32 protein-coding genes, 1 pseudogene and 1 riboswitch are annotated in these 26,014 nt (G+C 73.5%); of the genes and pseudogenes, 16 read left to right on the forward strand and 17 right to left on the reverse strand.

Going from position 1 to position 26,014, the window contains the following annotated elements; translation table 11 throughout:
* Positions 1-7: 7 nt before the first annotated feature.
* Genes ACZ6O5_RS21215 through ACZ6O5_RS21225 form a run of 3 tightly spaced genes read right to left on the reverse strand, consistent with a single transcriptional unit; the run spans position 8 to position 1,643 of the window.
* Positions 8-436, reverse strand: coding sequence for a hypothetical protein (locus ACZ6O5_RS21215; RefSeq protein WP_465979425.1), 429 nt, complete (start codon positions 434-436; stop codon positions 8-10).
* A 44-nt stretch (positions 437-480) separates the two neighbouring features.
* Positions 481-1,344, reverse strand: coding sequence for a methyltransferase domain-containing protein (locus ACZ6O5_RS21220; RefSeq protein WP_465979427.1), 864 nt, complete (start codon positions 1,342-1,344; stop codon positions 481-483).
* Positions 1,344-1,643 (reverse strand): hypothetical protein, encoded by a 300-nt coding sequence (locus ACZ6O5_RS21225; RefSeq protein WP_465979429.1) that lies wholly within the window; start codon positions 1,641-1,643, stop codon positions 1,344-1,346. The genes ACZ6O5_RS21220 and ACZ6O5_RS21225 overlap by 1 nt, the downstream gene beginning before the upstream one ends.
* A gap of 53 nt (positions 1,644-1,696) precedes the next feature.
* On the opposite strand from ACZ6O5_RS21225, the gene ACZ6O5_RS21230 reads away from it, so the two are divergent.
* Positions 1,697-2,332, forward strand: coding sequence for a TetR/AcrR family transcriptional regulator (locus ACZ6O5_RS21230; RefSeq protein ID WP_465979431.1), 636 nt, complete (start codon positions 1,697-1,699; stop codon positions 2,330-2,332).
* A gap of 15 nt (positions 2,333-2,347) precedes the next feature.
* On the opposite strand, the pseudogene ACZ6O5_RS21235 reads toward ACZ6O5_RS21230, so the two are convergent.
* Positions 2,348-2,738 (reverse strand): annotated as a pseudogene (locus tag ACZ6O5_RS21235) (transcriptional regulator); the annotation flags it as partial.
* Positions 2,739-3,393: 655 nt separating this feature from the next.
* Between ACZ6O5_RS21235 and ACZ6O5_RS21240 the strand changes: the two are divergent.
* Positions 3,394-4,044 (forward strand): C39 family peptidase, encoded by a 651-nt coding sequence (locus tag ACZ6O5_RS21240; protein WP_465979433.1) that lies wholly within the window; start codon positions 3,394-3,396, stop codon positions 4,042-4,044.
* Positions 4,045-4,106: 62 nt separating this feature from the next.
* Here the strand turns inward: ACZ6O5_RS21240 and dusB are convergent, their stop codons facing one another.
* The gene (gene dusB / locus ACZ6O5_RS21245; protein ID WP_465979435.1) at positions 4,107-5,255 is read right to left on the reverse strand and encodes a tRNA dihydrouridine synthase DusB; all 1,149 of its coding nucleotides are present in this window, start codon (positions 5,253-5,255) and stop codon (positions 4,107-4,109) included.
* A gap of 177 nt (positions 5,256-5,432) precedes the next feature.
* Between dusB and ACZ6O5_RS21250 the strand changes: the two genes are divergently transcribed.
* The gene (locus tag ACZ6O5_RS21250) at positions 5,433-6,395 is read left to right on the forward strand and encodes a type IV toxin-antitoxin system AbiEi family antitoxin domain-containing protein (RefSeq protein ID WP_465979437.1); all 963 of its coding nucleotides are present in this window, start codon (positions 5,433-5,435) and stop codon (positions 6,393-6,395) included.
* Between the two features lie 54 nt (positions 6,396-6,449).
* Here the strand turns inward: ACZ6O5_RS21250 and ACZ6O5_RS21255 are convergent, their stop codons facing one another.
* From ACZ6O5_RS21255 to ACZ6O5_RS21265, 3 genes are all read right to left on the reverse strand, one after another.
* The gene (locus tag ACZ6O5_RS21255; RefSeq protein WP_465979439.1) at positions 6,450-7,829 is read right to left on the reverse strand and encodes a glycine--tRNA ligase; all 1,380 of its coding nucleotides are present in this window, start codon (positions 7,827-7,829) and stop codon (positions 6,450-6,452) included.
* Positions 7,830-7,942: 113 nt separating this feature from the next.
* Positions 7,943-8,416 (reverse strand): Rv0361 family membrane protein, encoded by a 474-nt coding sequence (locus tag ACZ6O5_RS21260; protein ID WP_465979582.1) that lies wholly within the window; start codon positions 8,414-8,416, stop codon positions 7,943-7,945.
* A 106-nt stretch (positions 8,417-8,522) separates the two neighbouring features.
* Positions 8,523-8,864 carry an antibiotic biosynthesis monooxygenase family protein gene (locus ACZ6O5_RS21265; RefSeq protein WP_107155735.1) on the reverse strand — a complete coding sequence of 114 codons (342 nt, stop codon included), beginning with the start codon at positions 8,862-8,864 and terminating at the stop codon, positions 8,523-8,525.
* A 27-nt stretch (positions 8,865-8,891) separates the two neighbouring features.
* Between ACZ6O5_RS21265 and ACZ6O5_RS21270 the strand changes: the two genes are divergently transcribed.
* The 8 genes from ACZ6O5_RS21270 to ACZ6O5_RS21305 all read left to right on the forward strand — a co-directional run bounded on the left by ACZ6O5_RS21270 (position 8,892) and on the right by ACZ6O5_RS21305 (position 13,402).
* Complete coding sequence (locus ACZ6O5_RS21270; protein ID WP_465979441.1) at positions 8,892-9,155, forward strand: DUF6703 family protein; 264 nt, start codon at positions 8,892-8,894, stop codon at positions 9,153-9,155.
* An 83-nt stretch (positions 9,156-9,238) separates the two neighbouring features.
* A complete protein-coding gene (locus tag ACZ6O5_RS21275; RefSeq protein WP_465979443.1) occupies positions 9,239-10,195 on the forward strand; it encodes a metal ABC transporter substrate-binding protein in 957 nt (318 codons plus the stop codon).
* Positions 10,192-10,959, forward strand: coding sequence for a metal ABC transporter ATP-binding protein (locus ACZ6O5_RS21280; protein WP_465979445.1), 768 nt, complete (start codon positions 10,192-10,194; stop codon positions 10,957-10,959). The genes ACZ6O5_RS21275 and ACZ6O5_RS21280 overlap by 4 nt, the downstream gene beginning before the upstream one ends.
* A 1-nt stretch (position 10,960) precedes the next feature.
* Positions 10,961-11,839, forward strand: coding sequence for a metal ABC transporter permease (locus ACZ6O5_RS21285; protein WP_465979447.1), 879 nt, complete (start codon positions 10,961-10,963; stop codon positions 11,837-11,839).
* A gap of 34 nt (positions 11,840-11,873) precedes the next feature.
* Entirely contained in the window at positions 11,874-12,176 is a 303-nt protein-coding gene (locus ACZ6O5_RS21290; protein ID WP_107155730.1) for an ArsR/SmtB family transcription factor, read from the forward strand.
* A complete protein-coding gene (locus ACZ6O5_RS21295) occupies positions 12,173-12,571 on the forward strand; it encodes a Fur family transcriptional regulator (RefSeq protein ID WP_281937165.1) in 399 nt (132 codons plus the stop codon). Before ACZ6O5_RS21290 ends, ACZ6O5_RS21295 begins: the two co-directional genes overlap by 4 nt.
* 45 nt (positions 12,572-12,616) lie before the next feature.
* The gene (locus tag ACZ6O5_RS21300; RefSeq protein ID WP_465979450.1) at positions 12,617-13,222 is read left to right on the forward strand and encodes a hypothetical protein; all 606 of its coding nucleotides are present in this window, start codon (positions 12,617-12,619) and stop codon (positions 13,220-13,222) included.
* Positions 13,223-13,231: 9 nt separating this feature from the next.
* Positions 13,232-13,402, forward strand: coding sequence for a hypothetical protein (locus tag ACZ6O5_RS21305; RefSeq protein WP_199199561.1), 171 nt, complete (start codon positions 13,232-13,234; stop codon positions 13,400-13,402).
* Positions 13,403-13,460: 58 nt separating this feature from the next.
* Here the strand turns inward: ACZ6O5_RS21305 and ACZ6O5_RS21310 are convergent, their stop codons facing one another.
* The 4 genes from ACZ6O5_RS21310 to ACZ6O5_RS21325 all read right to left on the reverse strand — a co-directional run bounded on the left by ACZ6O5_RS21310 (position 13,461) and on the right by ACZ6O5_RS21325 (position 17,701).
* Complete coding sequence (locus tag ACZ6O5_RS21310) at positions 13,461-15,410, reverse strand: acyl-CoA dehydrogenase family protein (protein WP_465979452.1); 1,950 nt, start codon at positions 15,408-15,410, stop codon at positions 13,461-13,463.
* 113 nt (positions 15,411-15,523) lie between these two features.
* A complete protein-coding gene (locus ACZ6O5_RS21315) occupies positions 15,524-16,027 on the reverse strand; it encodes a DUF6328 family protein (protein ID WP_465979454.1) in 504 nt (167 codons plus the stop codon).
* 91 nt (positions 16,028-16,118) lie between these two features.
* A complete protein-coding gene (locus tag ACZ6O5_RS21320; RefSeq protein WP_465979456.1) occupies positions 16,119-16,868 on the reverse strand; it encodes a sugar isomerase domain-containing protein in 750 nt (249 codons plus the stop codon).
* Complete coding sequence (locus ACZ6O5_RS21325) at positions 16,865-17,701, reverse strand: alpha/beta fold hydrolase (RefSeq protein ID WP_465979458.1); 837 nt, start codon at positions 17,699-17,701, stop codon at positions 16,865-16,867. The genes ACZ6O5_RS21320 and ACZ6O5_RS21325 overlap by 4 nt, the downstream gene beginning before the upstream one ends.
* A 76-nt stretch (positions 17,702-17,777) precedes the next feature.
* A riboswitch (TPP riboswitch) is annotated at positions 17,778-17,884 on the forward strand.
* A 72-nt stretch (positions 17,885-17,956) separates the two neighbouring features.
* On the opposite strand from ACZ6O5_RS21325, the gene ACZ6O5_RS21330 reads away from it, so the two are divergent.
* The 3 genes from ACZ6O5_RS21330 (at position 17,957) to ACZ6O5_RS21340 (ending at position 21,003) form a co-directional block, all read left to right on the forward strand.
* Positions 17,957-18,547, forward strand: a complete 591-nt coding sequence (locus tag ACZ6O5_RS21330) for an ECF transporter S component (protein ID WP_465979459.1) — start codon at positions 17,957-17,959, stop codon at positions 18,545-18,547.
* 96 nt (positions 18,548-18,643) lie between these two features.
* A complete protein-coding gene (locus ACZ6O5_RS21335) occupies positions 18,644-20,206 on the forward strand; it encodes an ABC transporter ATP-binding protein (protein WP_465979461.1) in 1,563 nt (520 codons plus the stop codon).
* Complete coding sequence (locus ACZ6O5_RS21340) at positions 20,203-21,003, forward strand: energy-coupling factor transporter transmembrane component T family protein (protein ID WP_107155722.1); 801 nt, start codon at positions 20,203-20,205, stop codon at positions 21,001-21,003. Before ACZ6O5_RS21335 ends, ACZ6O5_RS21340 begins: the two co-directional genes overlap by 4 nt.
* Positions 21,004-21,211: 208 nt before the next feature.
* Here ACZ6O5_RS21340 and ACZ6O5_RS21345 read toward each other — a convergent pair whose 3' ends face one another.
* The gene (locus tag ACZ6O5_RS21345; RefSeq protein ID WP_465979463.1) at positions 21,212-21,535 is read right to left on the reverse strand and encodes a hypothetical protein; all 324 of its coding nucleotides are present in this window, start codon (positions 21,533-21,535) and stop codon (positions 21,212-21,214) included.
* Between the two features lie 274 nt (positions 21,536-21,809).
* On the opposite strand from ACZ6O5_RS21345, the gene ACZ6O5_RS21350 reads away from it, so the two are divergent.
* Complete coding sequence (locus ACZ6O5_RS21350) at positions 21,810-22,106, forward strand: MTH1187 family thiamine-binding protein (protein WP_107155720.1); 297 nt, start codon at positions 21,810-21,812, stop codon at positions 22,104-22,106.
* Between the two features lie 128 nt (positions 22,107-22,234).
* Entirely contained in the window at positions 22,235-23,677 is a 1,443-nt protein-coding gene (gene gndA / locus ACZ6O5_RS21355) for an NADP-dependent phosphogluconate dehydrogenase (RefSeq protein ID WP_405090808.1), read from the forward strand.
* A gap of 76 nt (positions 23,678-23,753) precedes the next feature.
* Here gndA and ACZ6O5_RS21360 read toward each other — a convergent pair whose 3' ends face one another.
* From ACZ6O5_RS21360 to recO, 4 genes are all read right to left on the reverse strand, one after another.
* A complete protein-coding gene (locus ACZ6O5_RS21360; protein WP_465979466.1) occupies positions 23,754-23,954 on the reverse strand; it encodes a thioredoxin reductase in 201 nt (66 codons plus the stop codon).
* A gap of 113 nt (positions 23,955-24,067) precedes the next feature.
* Positions 24,068-24,253: a hypothetical protein gene (locus ACZ6O5_RS21365; protein WP_107155717.1), complete on the reverse strand. Its 186-nt coding sequence runs from the start codon at positions 24,251-24,253 to the stop codon at positions 24,068-24,070.
* Between the two features lie 67 nt (positions 24,254-24,320).
* A complete protein-coding gene (locus ACZ6O5_RS21370) occupies positions 24,321-25,097 on the reverse strand; it encodes an isoprenyl transferase (protein WP_396775902.1) in 777 nt (258 codons plus the stop codon).
* Positions 25,098-25,129: 32 nt separating this feature from the next.
* On the reverse strand, positions 25,130-26,005 hold the full coding sequence (gene recO / locus ACZ6O5_RS21375) for a DNA repair protein RecO (RefSeq protein WP_465979468.1): 876 nt from the start codon (positions 26,003-26,005) through the stop codon (positions 25,130-25,132).
* Between the last annotated feature and the right edge of the window lie 9 nt (positions 26,006-26,014).

The following is a 26,014-nucleotide window of genomic DNA, read 5'->3' on the forward strand; positions in this document are numbered from 1 at the left end:
TCCCGCGTCAGGTCAGGCACCTCATCCCGGTGATGCCGTTGGCCAGCTCGCTGCCCGAACCACTGAGCACCCGGACCGAGTTGACGTCGCCGGAGTAGGCCACCTCGCCCGCCCGGTCGCAGAGCCGGCGGGCCGGGTCGGCGTCCCCGTCGGCCAGTGTGGTGGCGACCACGACCGTGGTGCACTGCCCCTCCACCGTCACCGCTCGGACCTGGTCAGACCGGAGGTGCCGGCTGACCGTGTCGGCGACCGCGTCGCACGGGACCTCGGTGGCCGTCGGGCTCGGCGCGGTGGCGTCCGGCGGGGTTGCCGTCCGGCTCGGCGCGGCGGCGCCGGGCGGGACGGACGGGTCGTCGGCGTCGGAGCAGCCGACCAACGACGCGAACCCGAGCGCGACCACCGAGGTGACGAGCGCGGCGTGCCTGAGCGATGTCATGTGCGGACCGTCCTGACGTGGTGGGTGGGATGGCGGATCGGGCGTCATGCCGGGGCCCGTCCGGTGAGCAGCAGGAGCCCGGCGGGCAGCCGGTAGCCGGTCCCGGGCTCGCGGAACCGGGCGAGCAGTGCGGAAACCCCGGCCCGCGCCGCCGCCTGTCGTGACGGTCCGGCGGCCCGGTACGCGGCCCCGGCCGGGCCGACCTCGATCAGCCAGTCGGCGACGGTGTCCGGGTCGTCGGGCGCGGACAGGGTGACGTCGTGGGCGTCGACGGTGACGTCGTCGAACCCGGCCTCGGCCAGGACCCGGCGGGCCCGCGCCGGGTCGGCGAGCGCGAACGGCCCCGGCTCGTCGCCGACCGGAAGCGGCGGCAGCGCCCCGACGTGCGGGGCGGCGCCGAGCACCGCCGCGGTCAGCCACGGCGTCGTGCGACCGTCCCGGAAGACGGTCGCCGCCAGCCGTCCGCCGGGACGCAGGGCCCGCCGCAGGGTGCGGCACGCGGTGACCGGGTCGGCGAGCAGCATCAGGGCCATCCGGGAGTGGACCGCGTCGAACGGCGCGCCCGGGACGACGTCCAGGGTGTCCAGGTCGGCCGCCACGAACCGCAGGTGGGGATGGCGGTCGCCGGGGAAGCGCGCACCGGCGGCGGCCAGCATCTCGGCGGACAGGTCGAGGCCGACGGCCTCCCCGGCCGGCCCGACCGCCGCCGCCAGGTCGGCCGTGGTGCCGCCACAGCCGCAGCCGACGTCGAGGATCCGTTCGCCGGGTCGCGGGCGCAGCCAGTCCAGCGCCACCGCGCCGAGCGGTCGCCCGAGCTGGTCCTGGCGGTCGGCGTGGCGTACCCAGCCCGGGGCCGCCCCCGTCCAGAACGTGACGTTGCGGGCCCGCAGGCCGACCAGGTCGGCCATCAGAACGGCATCTCGGCGCCGTCGACCGTCACGGACCGGAAGCCGGCGGCCTTGTTCGCGTCGAACCCGTCGTCCTGGGCCGCCAGGCCGGCCGCGCGGACGAGTCGCTCGGACTGGAAGCGCCGGAACGCGGCCTCGTCCTGCCAGATGTTGATGATGCGCCAGCCACCCTCGACCGGTCCGGCGACGTGGGCGAGCAGGCCCGGCGGACGGTCCGGGCCGAGGTGGCGCTCGACCATCCGGTACTCGTGCTCACTGACGCCGGGCATCTCCTGGACGACACCGAATGGCATGATCATCAACTCTTTCCGATAGAGTAAGTCTCTATCCAATAGATGACTACACTCCTGCCGTGGGTGTCAAGAGGAGGTACGAGTCGGCAAGACGCCAGGAGCAGGCCCGACAGACCCGACGGGTGATCCTCGCCGCGGCCGGCAAGCTGTTCGTCGATCCCGGCTACGCGGCCACCCCACTGACCGCCGTCGCCGCCGAGGCCGGCGTGGCCGTCCAGACCGTGTACGCGATCTTCGGCAGCAAGCGTCACCTGCTCTCCGCACTCGTCGACGTGACCATCGCCGGTGACGAGGAACCGACCGCGCTGCCCGACCGCCCGTTCGTCGCGGAGATCCGGGCGCTGCCCGACGCCCGGGCGAAGCTGGGCCGCTACGCCCGGCACCTCAGCGCGACCCAGGCCCGGCAGGTCGACATGATGATCGCCCTCACCGGCGCCGCCAGCGCGGACCCCGACGCGGCCGCCATCTGGCGCAAGAACGTCGAGGAACGTCGGCGGGGCATGGCGATGTTCGCCGCCGAACTCGTCGCCACCGGCTCCGTACGCCCCGACCATGACGTCGACAGCGTCGCCGACGTGCTGTGGCTGGCGATGGACTTCCGCAACTACGACTGGCTGGTACGACAACGCGGCTGGCCGGTCGAGCGGTACGAACGCTGGTACGTCGACACCGTCGCCGCCGCCGTGCTGGCCTGAGCCGCCCCGGCGCCGTCAGCCCGGGGCGCGTTCCCGGAGCACGGCGGCGGTCCGCTCGTCGGCCGGGTAGAACGACTCGATGGACAGCTCAGCCACCGTGACGTCCAACGGCGTGCCGAAGGCCGCGACGGTGCTGAGGAAGCACAGCTCCCCGCCGTCGTGCCGCAGCCGGAGCGGCACCACGATCTCGTCCGGGCCGGCCGGCTCCGCGGACCGGTGTCGGCCGTCGCCCGGATAGCCGCGCAGCTCCTCCTCCAGCGCCGCTGTCGTTGGCGTCCACCAGATGCCACCCCCGGTCGATCACGGCCGCCGGGTAGGGCTCGTGCCCGGCCAGCACCCGGCGAACCGCGGCCAGCCGCGGCGCGGCCAGCGCCGTCTCCGGGTACGCCGGGGCGTAGCCGGCCGCCGCCGCCGTGTCGATTACCCCCGGGTAACGCCGGGGTCACGGATCGCCGGTCCGCGCCTCACCTGCCGGGCAATCGACACGCCCGCACAGCCGGTGCCAGAGTTCCGCGCGCGGCCACGAGCAGATCGCGGCGGCCATCGCCGGCGTCCAGCAGACCTTCCCGGGCCACGTCCTGCGCCCGCACGGCCCGGTCGACGGCCACCACGACATGGTCCGGTTCGGCTGGCAACTGGTGCCCGCCACGGCCTAACCACCACCCCACCGGCCGCTCACCCACCCAGACCCCTCGACCTCGTTGATCATGAAGTTGGCGGCGACAAATCGGACTGCAATCGCCGTCAACTTCATGATCACCGGAGTCGGGTCGGGCTTTGGAATCGGGGCGCGGTGCGCGGGTGCGAGGTATGTCCGCGGGGTCCGGGTCGGTGGGCCAGACCGGTGTGGCCCGACCGGAATCCCTCCCCGCCCCCGGGCGTTGAACATGGCTCACCCCCGGGAGCCCGCCGCGGAGCGCCGGCCCCGGAATGCCGGGCCCCGCCCGGTGGTTACACCCCCGAGCCGCCCGAGCAGGTCGCCCACCGCTGACCGCCGTACGGCACAGACCTCCCCCGCGGCACCCCGCGCCGCACACCCCCGAACCCAGAGGAGTCGCATCATGCGTACCGATCTGATCCGCAAGACCGCGCTGACCGTCGCCGGTATCGCCGCCACCGCCGGTGGCATCGCCGGCCCCGCCATCGCCGCCCAGGCCACCCCCGCCGAGCGCGCCGCCCAGGTCGTCACCACCGACCGCAAGGGCCACGGCGAGCGCGAGCTGGGCGTGCGCTACGAGGCCCAGCCCAACTTCTACTTCTGCGGCCCGGCCGCGGCCCGCAACGCGCTCAGCGTGCAGGGCAAGAACATCGACGTGGCCGCCATGGCCAAGGAGATGGGCACCACCGAGGCCGGCACCAACTCCATCAACGACATCACCCCGGTGCTGAACAAGGAGACCGGCAAGGACGTCTACAGGTCCACCGAGATCCCGGTCGACAAGGCCGGCGACAAGGCCGACAAGCTGCGCGCCGACGTCGTGCGCGCGGTGGACGACGGCCGGGCCGTGGTGGCCAACATCGCCGGGACCGCCACCGACACCGACGGCACCGTGCACTCCTTCGAGGGTGGCCACTACATCAGCGTGGTGGGCTACCGCGACGGCGGGAAGGTCGTGACGATCGCCGACTCGGCGAACCCGGACCAGGCCTCCTACCGGATGGACGTGGACGCCCTGGCGCACTGGATCGCCAGCCGCGGCTACAGCTCCTGACCGCACGACGATGACGAAGGGCCCGACCCCACCCGGGGGTCGGGCCCTTCGGCGTACCGGGATCAGCCGCCGGAGTCGTCCAGCTCGGCGCCCTCCGGCGGGGTGTCGTCGTCGCGGCTGGCCAGCCAGCCGTCGGGCAGGAAGACCTTGCCCGGGGAGTTGGTCCGGCCGCGTGGCTGGCCGAGCGTCTCGACCGGGAAGGGCACCTCCGGGTCGAGCTTGCCGAGCAGGTCGTCGAGCTGGGCCAAGCTCTCGATCATGGCGAGCGAGCGGCGCAGCTCACCGCCGATCGGGAAGCCCTTCAGATACCAGGCCACGTGCTTGCGGAAGTCGGTGCAGCCGTCGCGTTCGCCCCGGGCCGGGTTGCGGGCTCCGGCGACGAACTGCTCCACCAGCAGCTCGGCGTGCCGCCGCATGGTCACCGCGACCTCGCCGAGCGTGGGCAGCCGCCGGTCGGTGCGCCCCTCGAACGCGGCCTCCAGGTCGGCGAAGAGCCACGGTCGGCCCAGACAGCCGCGCCCCACCACCACGCCGTCCACGCCGGTGTGGGCGACCATCCGCAACGCGTCGCCGCCCTCCCAGATGTCGCCGTTGCCGAGCACCGGCACGTCCAGCGCCGCCTTGAGCGTGGCGATGGCGTCCCAGTCGGCGGTGCCCGAGTAGCGCTGCGCCGCCGTACGCCCGTGCAGGGCGACCGCCGCGACGCCCGCGTCCTGGGCGGCGAGCCCGGCCTCGACGTACGTCAGGTGGTCGTCGTCGATGCCCTTGCGCATCTTGACCGTGACCGGCACCCCGGCCGGTGACGCGGCGTCCACCGCGGCCTTGACCAGCCGGGCGAAGAGCCGGCGCCGCCACGGCAGGGCCGAACCGCCGCCCCGGCGGGTGACCTTCGGGACCGGGCAGCCGAAGTTGAGGTCGATGTGGTCGGCGAGGTCCCGCTCGACCACGATCCGCACGGCGGCGGCGGTGATCTCCGGGTCGGTGCCGTAGAGCTGGAGGCTGCGCGGGTGCTCGTCGGCGCCGAAGGCGATCATGCGCAGCGTCTTCGGGTTCCGCTCGACCAGCGCGCGGGTGGTGATCATCTCGCAGACGTAGATGCCGCCGCCCTGCTCGCGGCAGAGCCGCCGGAAGCCGACGTTGGTGATCCCGGCCATCGGCGCGAGCACCACCGGCGGCCACACCGCATACGGCCCGATCTTCAGCTCACTCACCGCCCAAGTGTAAGGAGGGGCCCCCGCTTAACGCTTTCTGCATAGGCAGGGGCCCTGCTTAACACGGCGCATATCACAGCACCGGCGGGAGCTGCGAGGCTTCCACAAGCAGGGTGGTTGTCCACAGGACGGGGCGACGGGCAGGACGACGGCCCGCGCGTACCCCACGCTTGCCGCATGATCGATCACCCGCCCCGGCTGGCAGAAGTCGCGCACCGCCAGCAGGACCTGGTCACGCGCGTCCAACTGCTGGAAGCCGGCTACGACGACATGTTCATCTACCGACAGACCCGTCGGGGCCGTTGGCAACGCGTCCTGCCGGCGACGTACGCCCTGGTCACCGGCGTGCTGACCGACGAACAGCGACGGATTTCCGCCGCCCTGTACGCCGGCCGGGGCGCCCAGCTGACCGGGCTGTCCGCGCTCTCCTGGTACGGCTTCCGATACAGTCCGCGGACCACCGACGTACACCTGCTCGTCCCACACGAGACGAGCCGTAAGTCGACCGGTCACGTGCGGGTGTCCCGGGCCCTGTCGCTCGATCCGAAGGCGCGTCCGACCGACCACTACCCGGTCTGCTCGCCCGCGAGGGCCGTCGTCGACGCCGCCCGTGACCTGCGCGACCTGCGGACGGTGCGGGCGATCGTGGCCGAGGCCGTCCAGCGGAGTTTCACCGACCTGGCCGCCTTGGACGAGGAGATCATCCGGGCGAGGCGCAGCCGTACGGCGCTGATCCGGAAGGCCTTCCACGAGGTGACGGCCGGCACCCGCTCCGCACCGGAGGCCGAGTTGCGGGACTGCCTCGCCGAGAGCCGGCTGCTCCCGGCGATCGTCTGGAACCCACGGTTGACGACCGGTGATGGGAACACGCTCCCGACACCCGACGGTTACCTCGCCGAGTCGGCGCTGGCGCTGGAGGTCGACTCGCGGGAGTACCACTTCAGCCCGGAAGGCTGGGCGCGCACGCTCGACCGCCACAACGAGCTGAGCCGACTCGGAGTGATGATCCTGCACTTCACCCCGGCGCAGATCCGGCGCGAGCCCCAGCGGGTACGCCGGACGGTGGAGCAGGCGCACGCTTCCCGCCAGGGTCTCGGCGCAACCGTAGTGGTCCATGCCGCCCCGGCGGCGGGGTGTTAAGCGGGGGCCCTTCCTCTACCGAAAGCGTTAAGAAGGGCCCCCGCCTTACACCACTCAGCAGCCGGGGAGGCGCTCGATCAGGTAGCGCTCGACCTGGTCCAGGGCGACGCGCTCCTGGGCCATGGTGTCCCGGTTCCGGACCGTCACCGCGTTGTCGTCGAGCGTGTCGAAGTCGACGGTGACGCAGAACGGCGTGCCGATCTCGTCCTGGCGGCGGTAGCGGCGGCCGATCGCCTGCGAGTCGTCGAACTCGACCACCCAGCGCTTGCGCAGGTCGGCGGCGAGCTGCTTGGCCTTGGGCGAGAGCGCCTCGTTGCGGGACAGCGGCAGCACCGCCACCTTCACCGGGGCCAGTCGCGGGTCGAAGCGCATCACGGTGCGCTTGTCCACGCCGCCCTTGGTGTTCGGCGCCTCGTCCTCGTCGTACGCCTCCAGCAGGAACGCCAGCACCGCGCGGGTGAGGCCGGCGGCCGGCTCGATCACGTACGGCATCCAGCGTTCCTGCTTCGTCTGGTCGAAGTACGACAGGTCGACGCCGGAGTGCTTGCTGTGCGTGGAGAGGTCGAAGTCGGTGCGGTTGGCGATGCCCTCCAGCTCGGCGAACTCGGTGCCGCCGAAGCGGAACTTGTACTCGATGTCGACGGTGCGCTTCGAGTAGTGGGAGAGCTTGTCCTTGGGGTGCTCGTAGAAGCGCAGGTTCTCCTCGGACAGGCCGAGGTCGAGGTACCAGTTCCAGCGCTCCTGAAGCCAGTATTCGTGCCACTGCTCGTCGGTGCCCGGCTCGACGAAGAACTCCATCTCCATCTGCTCGAACTCGCGGGTGCGGAAGATGAAGTTGCCCGGGGTGATCTCGTTGCGGAACGACTTGCCGGTCTGCGCGATGCCGAACGGCGGCTTCTTGCGGGCGACCGTCTCCACGTTCTTGTAGTTGACGAAGATGCCCTGGGCGGTCTCCGGGCGCAGGTAGTGCAGGCCCTCGTCGCTCTCCACCGGGCCCAGGTAGGTCTTCATCAGGCCGTTGAACATCTTCGGCTCGGTGAAGGTGCCCTTGTTGCCGCAGTTGGGGCAGTTCAGCTCCGTCAGCGAGGTCAGCGGCTTGCCGTGCTTGGCCTCGTACGCCTCTTCCAGGTGGTCGGCCCGGAACCGCTTGTGGCAGGACTGGCACTCGGTGAGCGGGTCGACGAACTCGGCGATGTGGCCGCTGGCCTCCCAGACCTTGCGGGCCAGGATGACCGCCGAGTCGAGGCCGACCACGTCGTCGCGCTGCTGGACCATGGTCCGCCACCACTGCCGGCGGACGTTCTCCTTCAGCTCGACGCCGAGCGGACCGTAGTCCCACGCCGACCGGGTGCCCCCGTAGATCTCACTGGAGGGGAAGACGAAGCCCCGGCGCTTGGCGAGGCTGACGACGGCGTCGATACGGTCGGCTGGCATGTTTCCTCCTACGCCGGCTGGCGGTCGGCGCGGTCGAGATGGATGGAACCGGGCTGTTCGGGACCACGGTACGACCGCCGCCGCCCCGAGCCCAGCAGAATACCGGGGGCCGGTCAGCTCACCCCGCAGACCTCCATGCCGCCGGTCTGCCGGTCGGGCGCCAGCGTGACGGTCTGCGCCTCCCGCCGCCCACCGGCCAGCGTGACGTCCACCGGCACGGTCAGCGTGGTGGTGTCGACCTTGCCCACCCGGTAGCCGGAGATCTGCGGCTCGGTGGCGGCCCGCCGCGCGAACTCCGGCCGGGACTCGCGTCGCCGGGCGTCGTCGCAGAGCCGGTCGTACGCCTTGGACCACTCCCGGGCGACAAGCGCCTGGTAGTAGTCGTCGGTGACGGCCCGGCCCTGCTCGCCGACCGCCTGCACGTTGCTCACCGCCAGCCCGACCACGGCCGCGCCGCCCCCGCCGCAGCAGAGCACCACGGCCAGCGCGCCGACGCCGAGGCCGAGCCAGAGCCGGGCCCGCCCGCCCTCGGTGGGCGGGGCGGCGAACGGCGGCGCGACGCCGGGACCGGGCGGCGGCGCGGGCACGCCCGGCTCCGCCGGGGCGGCCGGCGGCGTGCCGGGCGGCGCGGGTGGCGGGGGCGGCGCGGCCGGTCCGGGAGCGGTCATACGCGCCAGGGTAGTGCCCCCGGACTCAGCGGTACGGGCCTGCGGCACGATCACTGGCGACGACGACGATCTCGCCCTGCGGGGCGGCGTTGGCGAGCGTCTCGTACGCCGACGGCTCGTCCACGGATCGGGCGAGCAGCGGCACGGCGGTGACCTTGACGTCGAACCCGCCCAGCGCCCGCCGGTACGCCCCGACCGACTCCCACTCGGTGAGCAGGCACCAGTGGGCCGGGTCGTCCAGCGCCCGGAGCAGTTCGCCGCGCAGGTAGCCGGGGCGGGCGGCGAGCGCGGCCAGCGCGGCGTGCGCCTCCCGGGTGAACTCGTCAGCCGTTTCGGCGTCCACCACGAACCGGTTGGTGACCAGCACGGCGTTCCTCCTCGTAGAGTTTGTGGCATGCAGCGTACGCAGAGTCCCGTGCTGTCCCGGTTGGCCCGGCTCAACCCGACGGCGGTGTTCCTCGCCGCGCTGGTGCTGGTGCTGGTCGGCCTCTTCGCGCCCGGCCCGGCCGGCGGCGTCCTGCTGTTGGTGCTGGCGGCCGGGCTGGCCGCGTTGATGTCGGTCACCTGGCCGGTGCAGCGGCCGGCGACCCGGGTACTGCGGCTGCTGATGCTCACCCTGTTGATCGCGGTGGCGCTGGCGAAGCTGACGGTCGGCTGAGCCGCTCCGGGTCGGGCGACCCGCGCTGACATGCAAGCATGCGTTTTTGACAATAGTTTTCGTTATCGCGGACAGTTGCTCCCATGACCGCCCGCGCCACCCCCCGCGTCCTGACCGCCGCCATCGCCGCCCTGCTCGCCCTGGGCGGGCTCAGCGCCTGCTCGGACGGCGACGGCGGCGGCGGCAAGGACCCGGACCGGGTCGACGTGGTGGCCGCGTTCTACCCGCTCCAGTTCCTGACCGAGCGCGTCGGCGGCGACCGGGTCGTGGTCGGCAACCTGACCAAGCCCGGCGCGGAGCCGCACGACCTGGAGCTGAACCCCCGCCAGGTCGGCCAGGTGGTCGACGCCGAGCTGATCGTCTACCTGACCGGCTTCCAGCCGGCGGTGGACGAGGCGGTCGAGCAGAACGGCGGCGACCGCGCGTTCGACGTGGCCGGTGTCGCCCCGCTGCTCGACGCCGCCGGCGGCGGCCACGAGCACGAGGGCGAGGGCGAGGGCGAGGCCGGGCACGAGGAGGAGGGCGGCGGCAAGGACCCGCACCTCTGGCTCGACCCGACCCGGCTGGCCACCGTCGGCGACAGGCTCGCCGGACGCCTCGGCGCGGTCGACCCGGACCACGCCGCCGACTACACCGCCCGGGCCGGCGCGCTGCGCGCCGAGCTGACGACGCTCGACACCGAGTACGCCGAGGGCCTGCGTACCTGCCAGCGCCGGGAGATCGTGACCAGTCACACCGCCTTCGGTTACCTGGCCGAGCACTACAAGCTGGAGCAGATCGGGCTCACCGGCCTCACCCCGGAGGCCGAACCCTCCCCGCAGCGGCTCGCCGAGGTCGCGCGGGAGGCCCGGGCGCACCAGGCCGGTACGATCTTCTTCGAGACGCTGGTCAGCCCGAAGGTCGCCGAGACGATCGCCCGGGAGGTCGGGGCGAAGACCGCGGTCCTGGACCCGATCGAGGGCCCGCCCGCCGAGGGCGACTACCTGTCGGCCATGCGCGCCAACCTCCAGACCCTGCGAACCGCCCTGGACTGCTCATGACCTCATCACCCGTGATCGACATCGCGCACGCCACCGTCGGCTACGACGGCCGGCCGGTGCTGCGGGACGTCTCGCTGGCGCTGGCCGCCGGCGAGGTGGTCGCCGTGCTCGGCGCCAACGGCTCCGGCAAGTCGACGCTGGTCCGCGCCGCGCTCGGCCTGGTGCCGCTCGGCGCCGGGTCGGTCACCCTGTTCGGCACGCCGCAGCGCCGCTTCCGGCAGTGGCACCGCATCGGGTACGTCCCACAGCGGCTCGGCGCCGGCGGCGGGGTGCCCGCCACGGTGGCCGAGGTGGTGGCGTCCGGGCGGCTGGCCCGCCGGGGCGTGCTCCGGCCGGCGGGGCGGGCGGACCGGGAGGCGGTGGCGGCGGCGCTGCGCGCGGTCGGGCTCGCCGACCGGGCCGGTGACCCGGTCGCCACGCTCTCCGGCGGCCAGCAGCAGCGCGCCCTGATCGCCCGCGCGCTCGCCGGCGGCCCGGAGCTGCTGGTGCTGGACGAACCGACCGCCGGCGTGGACGCGGCCAGCCAGGAGGCGTTCGCCGGGGCGCTGCGCGGGTTCCGCGACGGCGGCGGCACGGTGCTGCTGGTCGCCCACGAGCTGGGGCCGCTGCGCCCGCTGATCAGCCGGGCCGTGGTGGTGCACCAGGGCGGGATCGCCCACGACGGCGCGGTGCCCGAGCCGGCCGGCCACCACGCCGACCCGGACCACGAGCACGTGCACCCGCACTGCGACGAGGAGCCCGCCGGGCTCTGGAGGAGCATCTGAGATGGACCTCTTCCAGTACGACTTCATGCTCCGTGCCCTGGTCGGCGCGCTGGTCATCGGCCTGGCCGCGCCGGCGCTCGGCATCTACCTGGTGCAGCGCCGGCTGGCGTTGATCGGCGACGGCATCGGGCACGTGGCGCTCACCGGCGTCGGCGCCGGGCTGCTGCTCAACCGCTCCCCGGTGCTGGTGGCGGTGCTCGCCGCCACGCTCGGCGCGGTCGTCATCGAGCTGGTCCGCGCGTACGGGCGCACCTCCGGCGACCTCGCGCTGGCGTTGCTGTTCTACGGCGGCATCGCCGGCGGCGTGATGCTCGTCGGCCTCTCCGACGCCAGCAGCGGGTCGCTCAACGCGTACCTCTTCGGGTCGCTGACCACCACGTCGCAGGGCGACCTGGTCACCATCGGCGTGCTCGGCGCGGTGCTGCTGGTGACCATGCTGGTGCTGCGCCCGGCGCTGTTCGCGGTCTGCCACGACGAGGAGTACGCGCGCGTCTCCGGCCTGCCGGTGCGGGCGCTGAACCTGCTCCTCGCGGTGGGCACCGCGGTGACCGTGACCATCGCCATGCGGGCGGTCGGCGTGCTGCTGATCAGCGCGTTGATGGTGGTGCCGGTGGCCACCGCCCAGCAGGTGACCCGCGGCTTCCGGTCCACCATGACGGCGGCCATGGCGTTGGGCCTGTTCGCGGCCGGGGCCGGGGTGTGGGTGGCCGCCACGGCCGACACCGCGCCGGGCGCCTCGGTGGTGCTGGTGGCGATCGGCTCGTTCCTGGTGGTGGCGCTGCTGGCCGCCGGCGGGCGGGCGCTGCGGCGACGCCGCGGCCGGGCGACGCCGACTCCCGCGCCGGTCGAACCGGCCGAGCACGAGGTGCTGCTCGGATGAGAGCGTCCCAACCGGCAGTGGTTATCGTTACGGAGTGACCGGGACCAACGGGTACGACGCCTTCGAGGGCGCGGGCGAGCTGCTCCGTGCCCTCTCGGCCCCGATCCGGCTCGCCATCGTCAGCGAGCTGGCCGAGGGCGAGCGCTGCGTGCACGAGCTGGTCGAGACGCTCGGCGCCCCGCAGCCGCTGGTCTCCCAGCACCTGCGGGTGTTGCGCGGCGCCGGGGTGGTGCGCGGCTCGCGACGCGGCCGGGAGATCGCGTACGCGCTCGTCGACGAGCACGTCGCGCACATCGTGGCGGACGCGGTCAGCCACGCCGGGGAGGGACCGGCATGACCACCGGCACGCCGCGTACCACCCGGCAACGCAGCGCGGTGAGCGCGCTGCTGGACGAGGTCGAGGGCTTCCACAGCGCCCAGGACCTGCACGCCATGCTGCGCCGAAGGGGCGACCGGATCGGGCTGACCACGGTCTACCGGACGTTGCAGGTGCTCGCCGACGCCGGCGAGATCGACGTGATGCGCCCGCCGGGTGGCGAGCACCTCTACCGGCGGTGCAGCGACGACGGGCACCACCACCACCTGGTCTGCCGGGGCTGCGGTCGTACCGTCGAGGTGGCCGGGCCGGCGGTGGAGAAGTGGGCGGACCGCATCTCCGCCGAGCACGGCTTCACCGAGGTCAGCCACACCCTGGAGATCTTCGGCACCTGCCCGGCCTGCGCCGGCCGGTAAATCCGACCGGTGCCGCCGGGGCCGCGCCGTGGCAGGCTGTCCGGCGTGAAGATCTACGCCGACCGTTTCCCGACCGCCCTCCGCCAGCTCCTGACCGACCTGCTCGTGGTCGTCTGGGTGTACGCGGCGATCCGCTTCGCGCTCTGGCTGCACGACCTGGTCGAGAAGCTCGCCGTACCCGGGCAGAAGCTGGAGGGCGCCGGCGGCGGCCTCGCCGACAACCTGGCCGACGCCGGCGGCAAGGTGGGCCGGGTGCCGCTGGTCGGCGACGAGCTGACCGCGCCCTTCACCCGGGCCGCCGACGCCGCGCGCGCGATGGCCGAGGCCGGCCGGGACCAGCAGGAGCTGGTCGGCCAGTTGGCGCTCGCGTTGACCGTCGCGGTGCTGGTGTTCCCGCTCGGCCTGGTGTTGTTCGGCTGGCTGCCGCTGCGGGTGCGCTGGATGCGCCGGGCCGGCGCGGCGAAGGCGATGTCCGCCGCGCCCGCCGGCCGGGACCTGCTGGCGTTGCGCGCGCTCACCGGTCAGCCGCTGTCGAAGCTCCAGCGGATCGCGCCGGACGTGGCCGAGGCGTGGCGGCGCGGCGACGACGCCACCGTCGACGCGCTCGCCGCGCTGGAGCTGCGCGGACTGGGGTTACGCACCGGCCGGTAGGGTGTCCCGGTGCTGTACTTCCTGATCGTCGTGGCCGTGCTGCTGCTGGCCTACGCGGGCGTGCTGGTGAGTTTCGTCCGCAAGGGCCGCAAGATCCCGCCGGCGGCCTACCTGGTGCTGGCCGCCCTCAACGGCCTGATCCTCGCCGCGGTGATCGCCTGGGCCATCGCCCGCCGCTGAGCGGGTGTTAAAAGGGGCCCCCTCCTCTACCGGAGGCGTTAACAGGGGGCCCCTCCTTTCACAGTCGGCGGCGGACGTCGTGGGCGGTGGAGGGGCCTGGGGTCCAGGGGGCCACCCAGGGGAGGTCGGTTGGTGGGGTGATCACGCCGGTCTCTACCGAGGCGTAGCGGCCGGCGACGATCCGCTTCGCGGCGGCCACGTCGACCGAGTCGGTGTTCGACCAGAGGCCGGTGAACAGCTCGTCGACGCGCAGCCGCGCCTGGCGGCAGAACAGGTCGGCCAGCTCGATGTTCTCCGGGTGTTCGAGCCGCTCGGCGTACGCCCGGACGCAGACCGCGGACATCGCGAACAGCTCCGCGCCGATGTCCACCACCCGGCCGAGGAACGCCTGCTTGCGCTCCATCTTCCCCTGCCACCGGGACATCGCGTAGAACGTCGACCGGGCCAGCTTGCGGGAGGTCCGCTCGACGTGCCGCAGGTGCCCGGCCAGCGGCCCGAACTCCTGGTACGCCCCGGGCGCCTGCCCCTTGCCGACCGCGAGCGTCGGCAGCCACTTCGCGTAGAAGGCGCCGGCCCGCGCACCGGCGGCGGCCTTGCGGCCAAGGCCGGCGTCCGGGTCGATGATGTCGCCGGCCACCGAGAGGTGCGCGTCGACCGCCTCGCGGGCGATCAGCAGGTGCATGATCTCGGTGGAGCCCTCGAAGATCCGGTTGATCCGCAGGTCCCGCAGGAGCTGCTCGACCGCGGCCGGTCGTTCGCCCCGGGCTTCGAGTGAGTCGGCCGTCTCGTAGCCGCGCCCGCCCCGGATCTGGATCAGCTCGTCGGCGATCCGCCACGCCATCTCGCTGGCGTAGAGCTTGACCAGCGCCGCCTCGATCCGGATGTCGTTGCGGTCGTCGTCGGCGAGCAGGCAGGACAGGTCCAGCATCGACTCCATGCCGTACGTGGTGGCGGCGATGAACGACAGCTTCTTCGCCACCGCCTCGTGCTCGCCGACCGGCCGGCCCCACTGGACCCGGTCGGCGGCCCACTCCCGGGCCACGTTCAGCGCCCACTTGCCGGCGCCCACGCACATCGCCGGCAACGACAGCCGGCCGGTGTTCAGCGTGGTCAGCGCGATCTTCAGGCCCTTACCCTCGCCGCCGATCACGTTCTCGGCCGGCACCACCACGTCGTGGAACCGGGTGAGGCTGTTCTCCAGGCCGCGCAGCCCGACGAAGGAGTTACGCCGTTCCACCGTGATGCCCTCGCTGTCGCCCTCGACCACGAACGCGGTGATCCCGCCGCGCCGTCCCTCGGTGGCTGGCACCCGGGCCATCACCACCAGCAGGGTGGCGACCGTGCCGTTGGTGGCCCAGAGCTTCACCCCGTTGAGCCGGTAGCCGGTGCCGTCCTCGGTGGGCTCGGCGGTGGTGGCCAGCCGCGCCGGGTCGGAGCCGACGTCCGGCTCGGTGAGCAGGAACGCGGAGACCTCGCCGGCGGCCAGCCGGGGCAGGAAACGGTCCTTCTGCTCGGGCGTGCCGAACATCTTCAGCGGCTGCGGCACGCCGATCGACTGGTGCGCGGAGAGCAGCGCGCCGATCGCCGGGCTCACCGAACCGGCGAGCATCAACGCCCGACAGTAGTGCAGGTTGCTGAGCCCGAGGCCGCCGTACTTCCGGTCGATCTTCATGCCGAACGCGCCGAGCCGGGCCATGCCGTGGAACACGTCGTCCGGGATCCGCGCGTCGCGCTCGATCGCCGCGCCGTCCACCTCGGCGCCCAGGTACGCCCCGAACGCGTCGAGGAACTCCTGCGCGCGGGCCACGTCGGCCGGGTCGGACCGGGGCCACGGGTTGATCAGGTCGAGCCGGAACCGGCCGAGGAAGAGTTCCTTGCCGAAACTGGGCCGGTCCCAGGCCGCCTCGCGGGCCGCCTCGGCGACCTGGCGGGCCTCCTTCTCGGAGACCTGGCCGGCCTCGGTGGGCAGCGGTCCCACCCCGTCGGCGTTGTTCTGTGTCGTGGTCACGGCTGCCTCCTGGATGGTCGGTCCGGCTGCGATCGACGCGCTCGACGAAAACGACGCTACCCCCGGGTGTTACCCAGGGGTAGCGTCGCGTGCACGTCCGATTTGGCGGACCCTCAGTCGCCGGCCAGCGTCTGCGGGTCGTCGTCATCGTCGTCGACGTCGTCCTCACCCCAGTTGCGCCGCGCGAACGGCAGGATCGCCCAGAACGTCAGGAACCAGATGCCGGTGAGCGCGCTGAGCAGGAACGCGATGGGCCGGTCCAGCACGAAGTCGCTGACCAGCAGCACCGAGCTGACCATCGCGATCAGCATGAAGAACAGGCCGCCGGTGGCCATCCGGTGGGCGAAGCGGACCAGCTCCGGCTTGCGGCCCTGCCGGAACAGCGCCCGGTGGAACGCCACCGGCGAGATGATCATCGCGGCGGACGCGGCGGCGGCCAGCAACGCCACGATGTAGACGTCACGCTGGAACTCGGTGGTCCGGGTGAACCCGTTGCTGAACGGCAGCGTCAGCAAGAAGGCGAAGAGGATCTGCACGCCGGTCTGCGCGACGCGCAGCTCCTGCAACAGATCGGCGAAGTTGCGCTGCCAGCGCTGCTTCTCGGATTCCTTGGACACTCGCGAACCTCCGGTGAAGACGGCACGGCCGGCGGGTGAACACCCGCCGGCAGCAGCGCCTGTGCCCGATTCGGGCGCTCGCGAAACCGGCTCACGATCCCCGGCGGATCCGCCCCGCGTACCGGGCTTCCAGTTCGGCGTTGTACTCGTCGCCGCCGGTGATGTTGGCGGACAGGTAGACCGGCGGTCGCTCCCCCGCCGCCACCAGCCGGGCCACCACCTCGACGGTGATCTGCTGGGCCAGCAGCGCGGCGGTGATCGACGAGACCGCGCCGACCGCGCCACCGCCGGGCAACGGCAGCGTGGCGTCGCCGTACGGGGCGCCGTTGTCCAGCACCACGTCGGCGAAGTCGGCCAACTTCCGCCCGGACGGGTGCCGCGAGGTCATCCGCGCCGAGTGCCGCGCCGACGTGATCGCCACCAGCCCGTGCCCGCGCTGCTTCACGATCGACGCGAACTCGACCATCGCCCCGTTCACGCCCGAGTTGGAGGCGAGCACGAACACGTCCGGCGGCCGGACCGGGGCCAGCTCGTAGAGCCGGTGCGCCACCGCCGGCTCGCGTTCCAGCTTCGGGCCGAGCACGTCGGCCGGCTCGCCGCCGTGCAGGACCAGGTCGCGCAGCGCGATGCGGTTGGTGGGCACCAGCCCGCCGGCGCGGCCGGCGATCTCCATGGCGAGCGCCTCGGAGTGCCCGGTGCCGAACGCGTGCACCACCCCGTCGGCACGGAGCGCCGCCACGATCAGATCGGCCGCCTCCGCCACGTTCCCCCGCTGCTCGGTGGCCACCCGCTGCATCGTCGACGTCACCGTCGCCAGGTACGCCTCGGCGCTCACCGTCATGCCTCCTCCGTCCCTCGGACCCGGGCCAGGACCGCCTCGACCAGCGGGCCCGGGGCCTCGTCGGGGATCCAGTGGCTGACGCCGGACAGGGTCACGAACCGGTAGTCGCCGGTGACGTGTCCCGCGCACGCCTCGGCGGCGGTCCGGCCGACCGCCACGTCCCTGTCGCTCCAGACGTACGTGGTCGGCACCGCCACCGGGCCGACCGCCTTCATGTCCGACCCGCTCATCGCGCGGTACCAGTTCAGCGCCGCGGTGAGCGCCCCCGGCTCCCGCATCGGGTCGGCGTACCGGGCGACGGTGGCCGCGTCGCCGACGCCGCGCAGCATCCGGCGCAGCACGGCGCCGTGCAGCGCCAGCAGCACCTTCTCCGCCTTGCCCGGCATCCGGAACAGCGCCATGTAGGCGGACTTGGCCTTCTGCCGGGGATCGTTGGCGAGCGCGTGGCCCATCGCGGCCGGGTGCGGCACCGACACCGCGGTCAGCGTCCGCACCCGCTCCGGGTGCGCCGCCGCGAGGCCCCAGGCCACGATCGCGCCCCAGTCGTGGCCGACCAGGTGCGCGGCGGTCACCCCGAGCGCGTCCAGCACGGCCGCCGCGTCGGCCACCATCTCCGGGATCCGGTACGCCTCGACCGCCGCCGGCCGCGCGCCGGGCGAGTAGCCGCGCTGGTCGAGCGCGTACGTGCGCAGCCCGGCGGCGTGCAGCGCGGGCGTCACCGCGTCCCACTCGCCGGCGTGCTGCGGAAAGCCGTGCAGCAGCAGGACGGGGTCGCCGCCCTCGGGGCCGCCGGTGCGTACCTCGAACGTCAGATTTCGCGCCTCGACCCGCATGATCGCCAGCCTACCGACAGTCGCCCTGCTGGGCCCGGCCCCGACGTCGGTGCTAGCGTCTGCGACGAGACAACTTCACATCCGACAGGGGAGCGCACAGCGCTGAGAGTGCGGGCCGGTGCCCGCAGACCCTCGAACCTGATCTGGGTAATGCCAGCGCAGGGAGTTCGGTCGACCTCCAGCCGCGTCGACGTCCGGCATTCCGGGCGCGGCGTGCGTCTTCTCCTGGTTCCTCACCACGAACTGGGAGCCACCGTGAACCACACCGACAGCAACCGCTGGCGTACCGTCGACATCGTCGTCGCCTCGGTCATCGCCGTCGCCTTCGGCGTCGTCTTCTGGGCCTGGGGCCTGCTCTGGAGCGCCACCGACGCGGCGTTCGCGTTCTTTCCGCCCGCGCAGGCGGTGCTCTACGGCGTGTGGCTGATCCCGGCGGTGCTCGCCGGCCTGATCATCCGCAAGCCGGGTGCCGCGCTCTACTGCGAGACGGTGGCCGCGATCGTCTCCGCGCTGCTGGGCAGCCAGTGGGCGGGCATCGTGATCCTCCAGGGCCTGATGCAGGGCATCGGCGCGGAGTTGGCGTTCGCCGCCTTCCGCTACCGCTCGTTCAAGCTGCCGGTGGCGGTCCTGGCCGGCGCGCTGACCGGCCTGGGCGCGGCGATCTTCGACTTCGTCTACTGGAACAAGGCGTACGAGCTGACCTCCTACCGCATCCCGTACGCGCTCATCACGATCGTCAGCGCCACCGTGATCGCCGGCCTCGGCGCCCACCTGCTCACCCGCGCCCTGGCCAACACCGGCGTCCTGGACCGCTTCCCCGCCGGCCGCGACCGCGCCCTGGTCTGACGGGTTCCCGCCGTTGATCAAGGAGTTTGCGTCGGCGGCGGGCGGTTTCCCTGACGCGAACTCCTTGATCAACGAGGCTGGGGAGGGGGTGGCGCGGTGAGTGGGGTGGTTCTGCGGGGGTTCGGGTGGCGGCACGGGGGGCGGAAGCGCTGGGCGGTGCGTGGGGTTGACCTGCGCGTCGAGAGCGGGGAGCGGGTGCTGCTGCTCGGGGCCTCCGGTGCGGGCAAGAGCACGCTGCTGGCGGCGCTGGCCGGGCTGCTGCCGGAGGACTCCGGCGAGCAGGAGGGCGCCGTCGAGATCGACGGGCTGGACCCGCGCAAGGCCCGCGAACGCGTCGGCGTGGTGTTCCAGGACCCGGAGACCCAGCTCGTGATGGCCCGCTCCGGCGACGACGTCGCGTTCGGGCTGGAGAACCGCGGGGTGCCGGCCGAGGAGATCTGGCCCCGGGTCGACGAGGCGTTGCGCCGGGTCGGCTTCCCCTACCCCCGGGACCGCCCGACCGCCGCGCTCAGCGGCGGCGAGCAGCAGCGGCTGGCCCTCGCCGGGGCGCTCGCGCTGCGTCCCGGACTGCTGCTGCTCGACGAGCCGACCGCCAACCTCGACCCGGCCGGCGCCGCGCTGATCCGCCGGGCGGTCGCGGACGCGCTCGACCCGGACACCACGCTGATCCTGGTGGAGCACCGGGTCGCCGAGGCGCTGCCGCTCGTCGACCGCGTGGTGGTGCTGGAACCGGGTGGCGGCGTGCGCGCCGACGGGCCGCCCGGCGCGGTCTTCGCCGCGCACGGCGAGGCGCTGGCCGCCGCCGGGGTCTGGGTGCCCGGGCACACCGTGCCGCCGCGACACGCCACCGCGCCGGCCGGCGACGTGCTGCTCACCGCCGACCGGCTCGGCCTGCCGCCCCGGCTGGCCCCCACCGACCTTCGGGTACGCGCCGGCGAGGCGCTCGCCGTCCTCGGCCCGAACGGCGCCGGCAAGTCCACGCTGGCGCTGCTCCTCGGCGGCCTGCTGCGCCCCGGCACCGGCACGGTCACCGCGGCCACGGAACTGGCCGGGCGGGACGCGCGCACTCCCCCGCACCGCTGGCGGGCGCCGGCGCTGGCCCGCCGGATCGGCTCGGTCTTCCAGGACCCGGAGCACCAGTTCGTCACCGGTACGGTCCGCGACGAACTGGCGCTCGGCCCGCGCCGGACCGGGCAGTCCGAGGCGGCGGTCACCGCCACCGTGGACGCGCTGCTGCACCGGCTGCGACTGGACCGGCTGGCCGGCGCCAACCCGTACACCCTCTCCGGTGGCGAGGCGCGGCGGCTGAGCGTGGCGACCGCCCTGGCCACCGCGCCCCGCCTGCTGATCTGCGACGAGCCCACGTTCGGCCAGGACCGGCGCACCTGGCGGGAACTGATCGACCTGCTCGCCGAGCTGCGCGACGCCGGCCACGGCGTGGTCACGGTGACCCACGACGCCGACTTCGTCGCCGCGCTGGCCGACCGGACGCTCACCCTGGACCGCCCGGCCGGGTCCCACGAGCCGGGCCGTCCCGGTTCGGCGCGGCACCCGTCACCGCCGGGCCCTCCCGGTTCGGCGCGGCACCCGTCACCGCCGGGCCGTCCCGGTTCGGCGCGGCGTCCGTCACCGCCGGGCCGAGGGGCGGGTGCGACGTGATCGACCTGGAGCCGGTGGCGACGCCGGGCGCCCCGCTGGCCCGGCGCAACCCGGTGGCGAAGCTGGCCGCCGCGATGGTGTTCACCATCGTGCTGGTGGCGACGCTGGACCCGGTCGCGCCGGCCATCGCCATCGCGGTCGAGCTGGCCGTGCTGCCGCTGTTCGGGGTCCGCTACCGGGTGCTCGCCCGCCGGGCGTGGCCGCTGCTGGCCGCCGCCGTCGGCATCCTGGTCACGCTGGTGCTCTTCGCCGCCGACCGGTCCGGGCCGGTGCTGGTCGAGGCCGGGCCGGTGCTGGTCACCCAGGGCGTCCTGGTCACCGCGCTGGGGCTGGTGCTGCGCATGCTCGCGGTGGCGCTGCCCGGCATCATCGTGTTCGCCACCACGGACCCGACCGAACTGGCCGACGCGCTGATCCAGAACGCGAAGGCGCCGGCCCGGTTCGCCATCGGCGCGCTGGCCGCGTTCCGGCTGGTGCCGCTCCTCGAACAGGAGTGGCGGATGATCAGCATGGCCCGCCGGGCCCGGGGCGTGGACGCCGGCCGCAACCCGGTGGCCAAGCTGCGGCTCTTCGCGTCCACCGCGTTCACGCTGCTGGTCGGCGCGATCCGGCGCGGCACCCGGCTGGCCGTGGCGATGGACGCCCGGGGCTTCGACGCGGGAACCCCGCGTACGGTCGCCCGCCGACAGCGCTTCACCCGCGCGGACGCCCTGCTCGTGCTCGCCGCCGCCCTGCTCGCCGGTGCCGCCCTGACCACGAGCATCCTCCTGGGCACCTTCCGCCCCCTGATCGGCTGACCCCTCCCCCGCGCCCCCTCCCGGCCCGGCGATCATGAAGTTGACGGCGTTCCCTGTCCGTTTTGTCGCTGCCAACCTCATGATCGACGCGCCGCGGGGCGATCTTGGAAGGAAACGGCCCTTGGCGGGGCCGGAAGCTTCCAAGATCTGTTGCGATCTCCGCGCACCCCCGTGACGGGGGTGCGCGGAGATCGGGGACGGGTGAGGATCAGCTGCGCCGGAAGGCGTAGAACCGGTTCTGGCCGGCTCGCTGGCTACGGCCGGCCAACCGGGCGTCGCGGCCGGCGGACGGGCCGGCCTTCGGTGCCGAGCGAGCCGACGTCGAACCAGCCGACGTCGAACCAGCCGGCTCCGACCCGACCGGCGCTGAACCAGCCGACACCGGACCGGCCAACGCCGAACCGGGCGTCGAACCGGACAGGGTCACCGGCGTCGGCGGGGACACGGTGAGCGCGTCGAGATCCGTCGGCGTCAGCCCCAGCGGGGACGACGACGGCTTGCGGGACTTCTTCGGGTTGCGCTTCGCGGGCATCCGCGGGCCTCCTGTCTGTCGGGCGCGCCGACCACGGTCGCGCCGGGGGCGCGCCGTAGTGGGACGCGCCGAGCGGGTGCGATCCGGTGCGATCCGACCGCGACAGACACCGCGAACAACGGCGGCGGGACGGGATGCGGACGCCCGGAGCAGGACGGGTCCGCGGCAGCTACGGCGGCGGACCGGCTCGGAGGAAGGGCGTCAGTTGCGCATGCCGACACGCTAACCCGACGCCACCGACACCCGCACCCGAATTACTGACACCATCGTCGGCATGCTTGTCGCGTTCTCCATCACCCCGCTCGGCGTGGGTGAGTCCGTGGGCGACCCGGTCGCCGACGCCGTCCGGGTGGTCCGCGAGTCCGGCCTGCCGAACCGGACCGATGCCATGTTCACCACTGTCGAGGGTGAGTGGGACGAGGTGATGGCGGTGGTGAAGCGGGCCGTCGACACCGTCGCGGCCCAGGCGCCCCGGGTCAGCCTGGTGCTCAAGGCCGACCTGCGCCCCGGCGTGACCGACGCGTTGACCGCGAAGGTGGCGCACATCGAGGCGCGTCTCGCCGAGGGATGAGACGCGCCGCCACCGCCTCCTCACCCCTCGTCGCGGTGTGATCCCCTCACGCCACGACCGCGATACGGTCGCAGGACGGTAACGAGGACGGCCGCGGTCAGCGGCGCGGACGAGAGGTGGCGGTACGCATGGCAGAGCAGGCGACGGCGCAGATCGGGGTCACCGGTCTGGCCGTGATGGGCCGCAACCTGGCCCGGAACCTGGCCCGCAACGGCTTCGCCGTGGCGGTGCACAACCGGTCGCCGGAACGCACCCGCAGCCTGGTCGCCGAGCACGGTGACGAGGGCACGTTCGTGCCGTCCGAGTCGCTCGCCGACTTCGTCGCCTCGCTGGAGCGGCCCCGCGCGGTGATCGTGATGGTGAAGGCCGGCGCGCCGACCGACGCCGTGATCGACGAGCTGATCCCGCTGCTGGAGGAGGGGGACATCGTCGTCGACTGCGGCAACGCGCACTTCGCCGACACCCGCCGCCGCGAGGAGGCGCTGCGCACGCACGGGCTGCACTTCGTCGGCACCGGCGTCTCCGGCGGCGAGGAGGGCGCGCTGCGCGGCCCGAGCATCATGCCGGGCGGCTCGGCGGAGTCCTACCAGAAGCTCGGGCCGATCTTCGAGAAGATCGCCGCGCAGGTCGAGGGCGCGCCCTGCTGCCGGCACGTCGGCCCGGACGGCGCCGGCCACTTCGTCAAGATGGTGCACAACGGCATCGAGTACGCCGACATGCAGCTCATCGCCGAGGCGTACGACCTGTTGCGGGCCGGCCTGTCGGCGAGCCCGGCGGAGATCGCGGACATCTTCCGGGAGTGGAACGGCGGCGAGCTGGAGTCGTTCCTGATCGAGATCACCGCGGACGTGCTCGGGCACACCGACGCGGCGACCGGCCACGCGTTCGTGGACGTGGTGCTCGACCAGGCCGAGCAGAAGGGCACCGGCCGCTGGACCGTGCAGAGCGCGCTGGACCTGGGCATCCCGATCACCGGCATCGCCGAGGCCACGTTCGCCCGTTCGCTGTCCGGTCACGCGGACCAGCGCGAGGCGGCCCGTCGCGTGTTCGCCGACGCCGGCGAGAAGTGGCAGGTGGAGGACCGGGACACGTTCGTCGAGGACGTGCGCCGCGCGCTGCTGGCCAGCAAGATCGTCGCGTACGCGCAGGGCTTCGACCACATCCGGGCCGGCAGCCGGGAGTACGACTGGAACATCGACCTGGGCGGCACGGCCACCATCTGGCGGGGCGGCTGCATCATCCGGGCCCGCTTCCTGGACCGCATCCGGGAGGCGTACGACGGCGAGCCGGAGCTGGCGACGCTGCTCGTCGCGCCGTGGTTCGCCGACCGGGTCAGCGCCGGTGTCCCGGCCTGGCGGCGGGTGGTGGCCGACGCGGCCCGGGCGGGTGTGCCGACCCCGGCCTTCGCGTCGTCGCTGGCCTACTTCGACGCGCTGCGGGCGCAGCGGCTGCCGGCCGCGCTGATCCAGGGGCTGCGGGACAACTTCGGCGCGCACACCTACCACCGGGTGGACCGGGACGGCGCGTTCCACACCCGCTGGGCCGGCGACCGCTCCGAAGTGGAGGGCTGAGCCCCACCACGCTCACCGGTGGGCGGCCCGGGTCACGGCGCGGTACCGGACGCGCCGGGCCGGGGCCGTCGCCGGGTCATCGGGCCCAGTCCGCCGCCGGCTCACCGGCGGCCAGCTCGCCGATCTCGCCGGAACGGACGGTGGGGGTGTGTCCGAGGTCGGCGCACCACCGCTCGGCGACGCCGGCGCACAGCTCGGCGACCGCCTCCCGGCGGCTCGGCTCCATCAGGTCGGCGGCGGCCAGGGCGGCCGTCATCTCGTACCGGAGATCGCGCATCTTCCACCCCCGTGGCGGCGCGTCCCGGCGGCGCGCCCTGCGCCGATGGTAAAGCGGAACGCCCCACGGATGCGGGGCGTTCCGCCGATGGCCGGCCGACGCCGGCCGGCAGGTCAGAAGAACCGACGCCGCTTGGCCTTCTGCGGCCGGAGCAGGTCCGCGCCCTTGGTCAGCAGGCGGCTCACCCCGGTCGGCCCGCGACGGGCCTCCAGCGTGTGGCTGAGCCGGCGGGCGCCGGCCGCCGCCAGCGGCACGGCGACCGCCATGACCGCCCACTGCCCGATCCGCTTCTGAATCATGTGGTTCACCTCCGCGTTTGCTGTTGTCCCTACCGGTACCCAGCGCGTCGCGTCGGTAAGCGTGAGCTCAGACTCCCGGGGCCACCGGGTTGGGCAGCGCGCCGCCGAAGCGGCGGTCCCGTTGGGCGTACAACTCGCAGGCGTACCAGAGATGACGGCGGTCGAAGTCGGGCCAGAGCGTGTCCAGGTAGACCAGCTCCGCGTACGCGGTCTGCCAGAGCAGGAAGTTCGAGATGCGCTGCTCGCCGGAGGGACGCAGGAACATGTCCACCTCGGGCACCTCGGGGTGGTAGAGGTAACGCGCCACCGTCTTCTCGGTGACCTTGTCCGGATGCAGCCTGCCGGCGGCGACGTCCCGGGCGATCGCGGCGGCGGCGTCGGCGATCTCCGCCTGGCCGCCGTAGTTGACGCAGAACTGGAGCGTCAGCGTCGAGTTGTCCCGCGACATCTCCTCGGCGGTCTGCAACTCGGAGATGACGCTCTTCCAGAGCCGCCCGGCCCGGCCCGACCACACCACCCGGACGCCCAGGTCGACGAGCTGGTCCCGGCGGCGGCGGATGACGTCGCGGTTGAAGCCCATCAGGAAGCGGACCTCGTCCGGCGAGCGACGCCAGTTCTCGGTGGAGAACGCGTACGCGGACAGGTAGGGGATGCCCATCTCGATCGCGCCCTCGACGGTGTCGAACAGGCTGTGCTCGCCCTGCTCGTGACCCTTGGTGCGGGGCAACCCCCGCTCCTTGGCCCAGCGGCCGTTGCCGTCCATCACGATGGCGACGTGCCGGGGCACCGCGGCGGGCGGCAACGCCGGCGGCCGGGCACCGGACGGGTGCGGGGTCGGCGGCACCGGCTCACGGCGGTGCGCCCTCGTCGATCGGATCACTCGGTCATCTCCCTGTTCACACCAGCGACGGCGGGCCCGTCGCCGGTGCGCGGCGGGACCACACCCGGCCCCGCGCCGCCGGGCGGCGGGACCGCGCCGGGCGCCGGGGCACCCCGGTCGACCAGCGGCAGCGAGCGTAGCGCGCGCTCCAGATGCCACTGGAGGTGCGCCGCGACCAGCCCACTGCACTCCCGGCGTACGCCGTTCTCGGCGGCGTCGGCGTACGCCCAGTCGCCGGTGGTCAGCGCGGACATCAGCACGAACGTGGCCGGCGCGGGATGGGCGGCGCCGGGCGGCCGGCAGTCCGGGCAGACGGCGCCGCCGGCCGGCACCGAGAACGCGCGGTGCGGACCCGGCTCGCCGCAGACCGCGCAGGCGGTCAGCGCCGGCGCCCAGCCGGCGAACGCCATGCCGCGCAGCAGGTACGCGTCGAGCACCAGCGTGGTGGCGTGATCGCCGCGGGCCAGGGACTTCATCGCACCGAGGGTGAGCTGGAACAGCCGCAGCGACGGCTCCCGCTCGACCGGGGTCAGCCGTTCGGCGGTCTCGGCGATCGCGCTGGCCGCCGTGTAGCGGGGGTAGTCGCCGAGGAACCGCTTGCCGTACAGCTCGATCGCCTCGACCTGGCTCACGGTGTGCAGCGAGCTGCCCTGGTTGCCCTTGGGGTCGCCGGCGAGTTGGAGGTCGACGTGGCCGAACGGCTCCAGCCGGGCGCCGAACCTGCTGGTGGTGCGCCGGACGCCCCGGGCCACCGCGCGCAACCGGCCGTGTCGGCGGGTGAACAGCGTGATGATCCGGTCGGACTCGCCCAGCTTCTGCACGCGCAGCACCACCGCGTCGTCGCGGTAGAGCTGTCGGCGGTACCCGGCCATCGGTCCATT

The organism is Micromonospora sp. NPDC049201 (assembly GCF_055586805.1).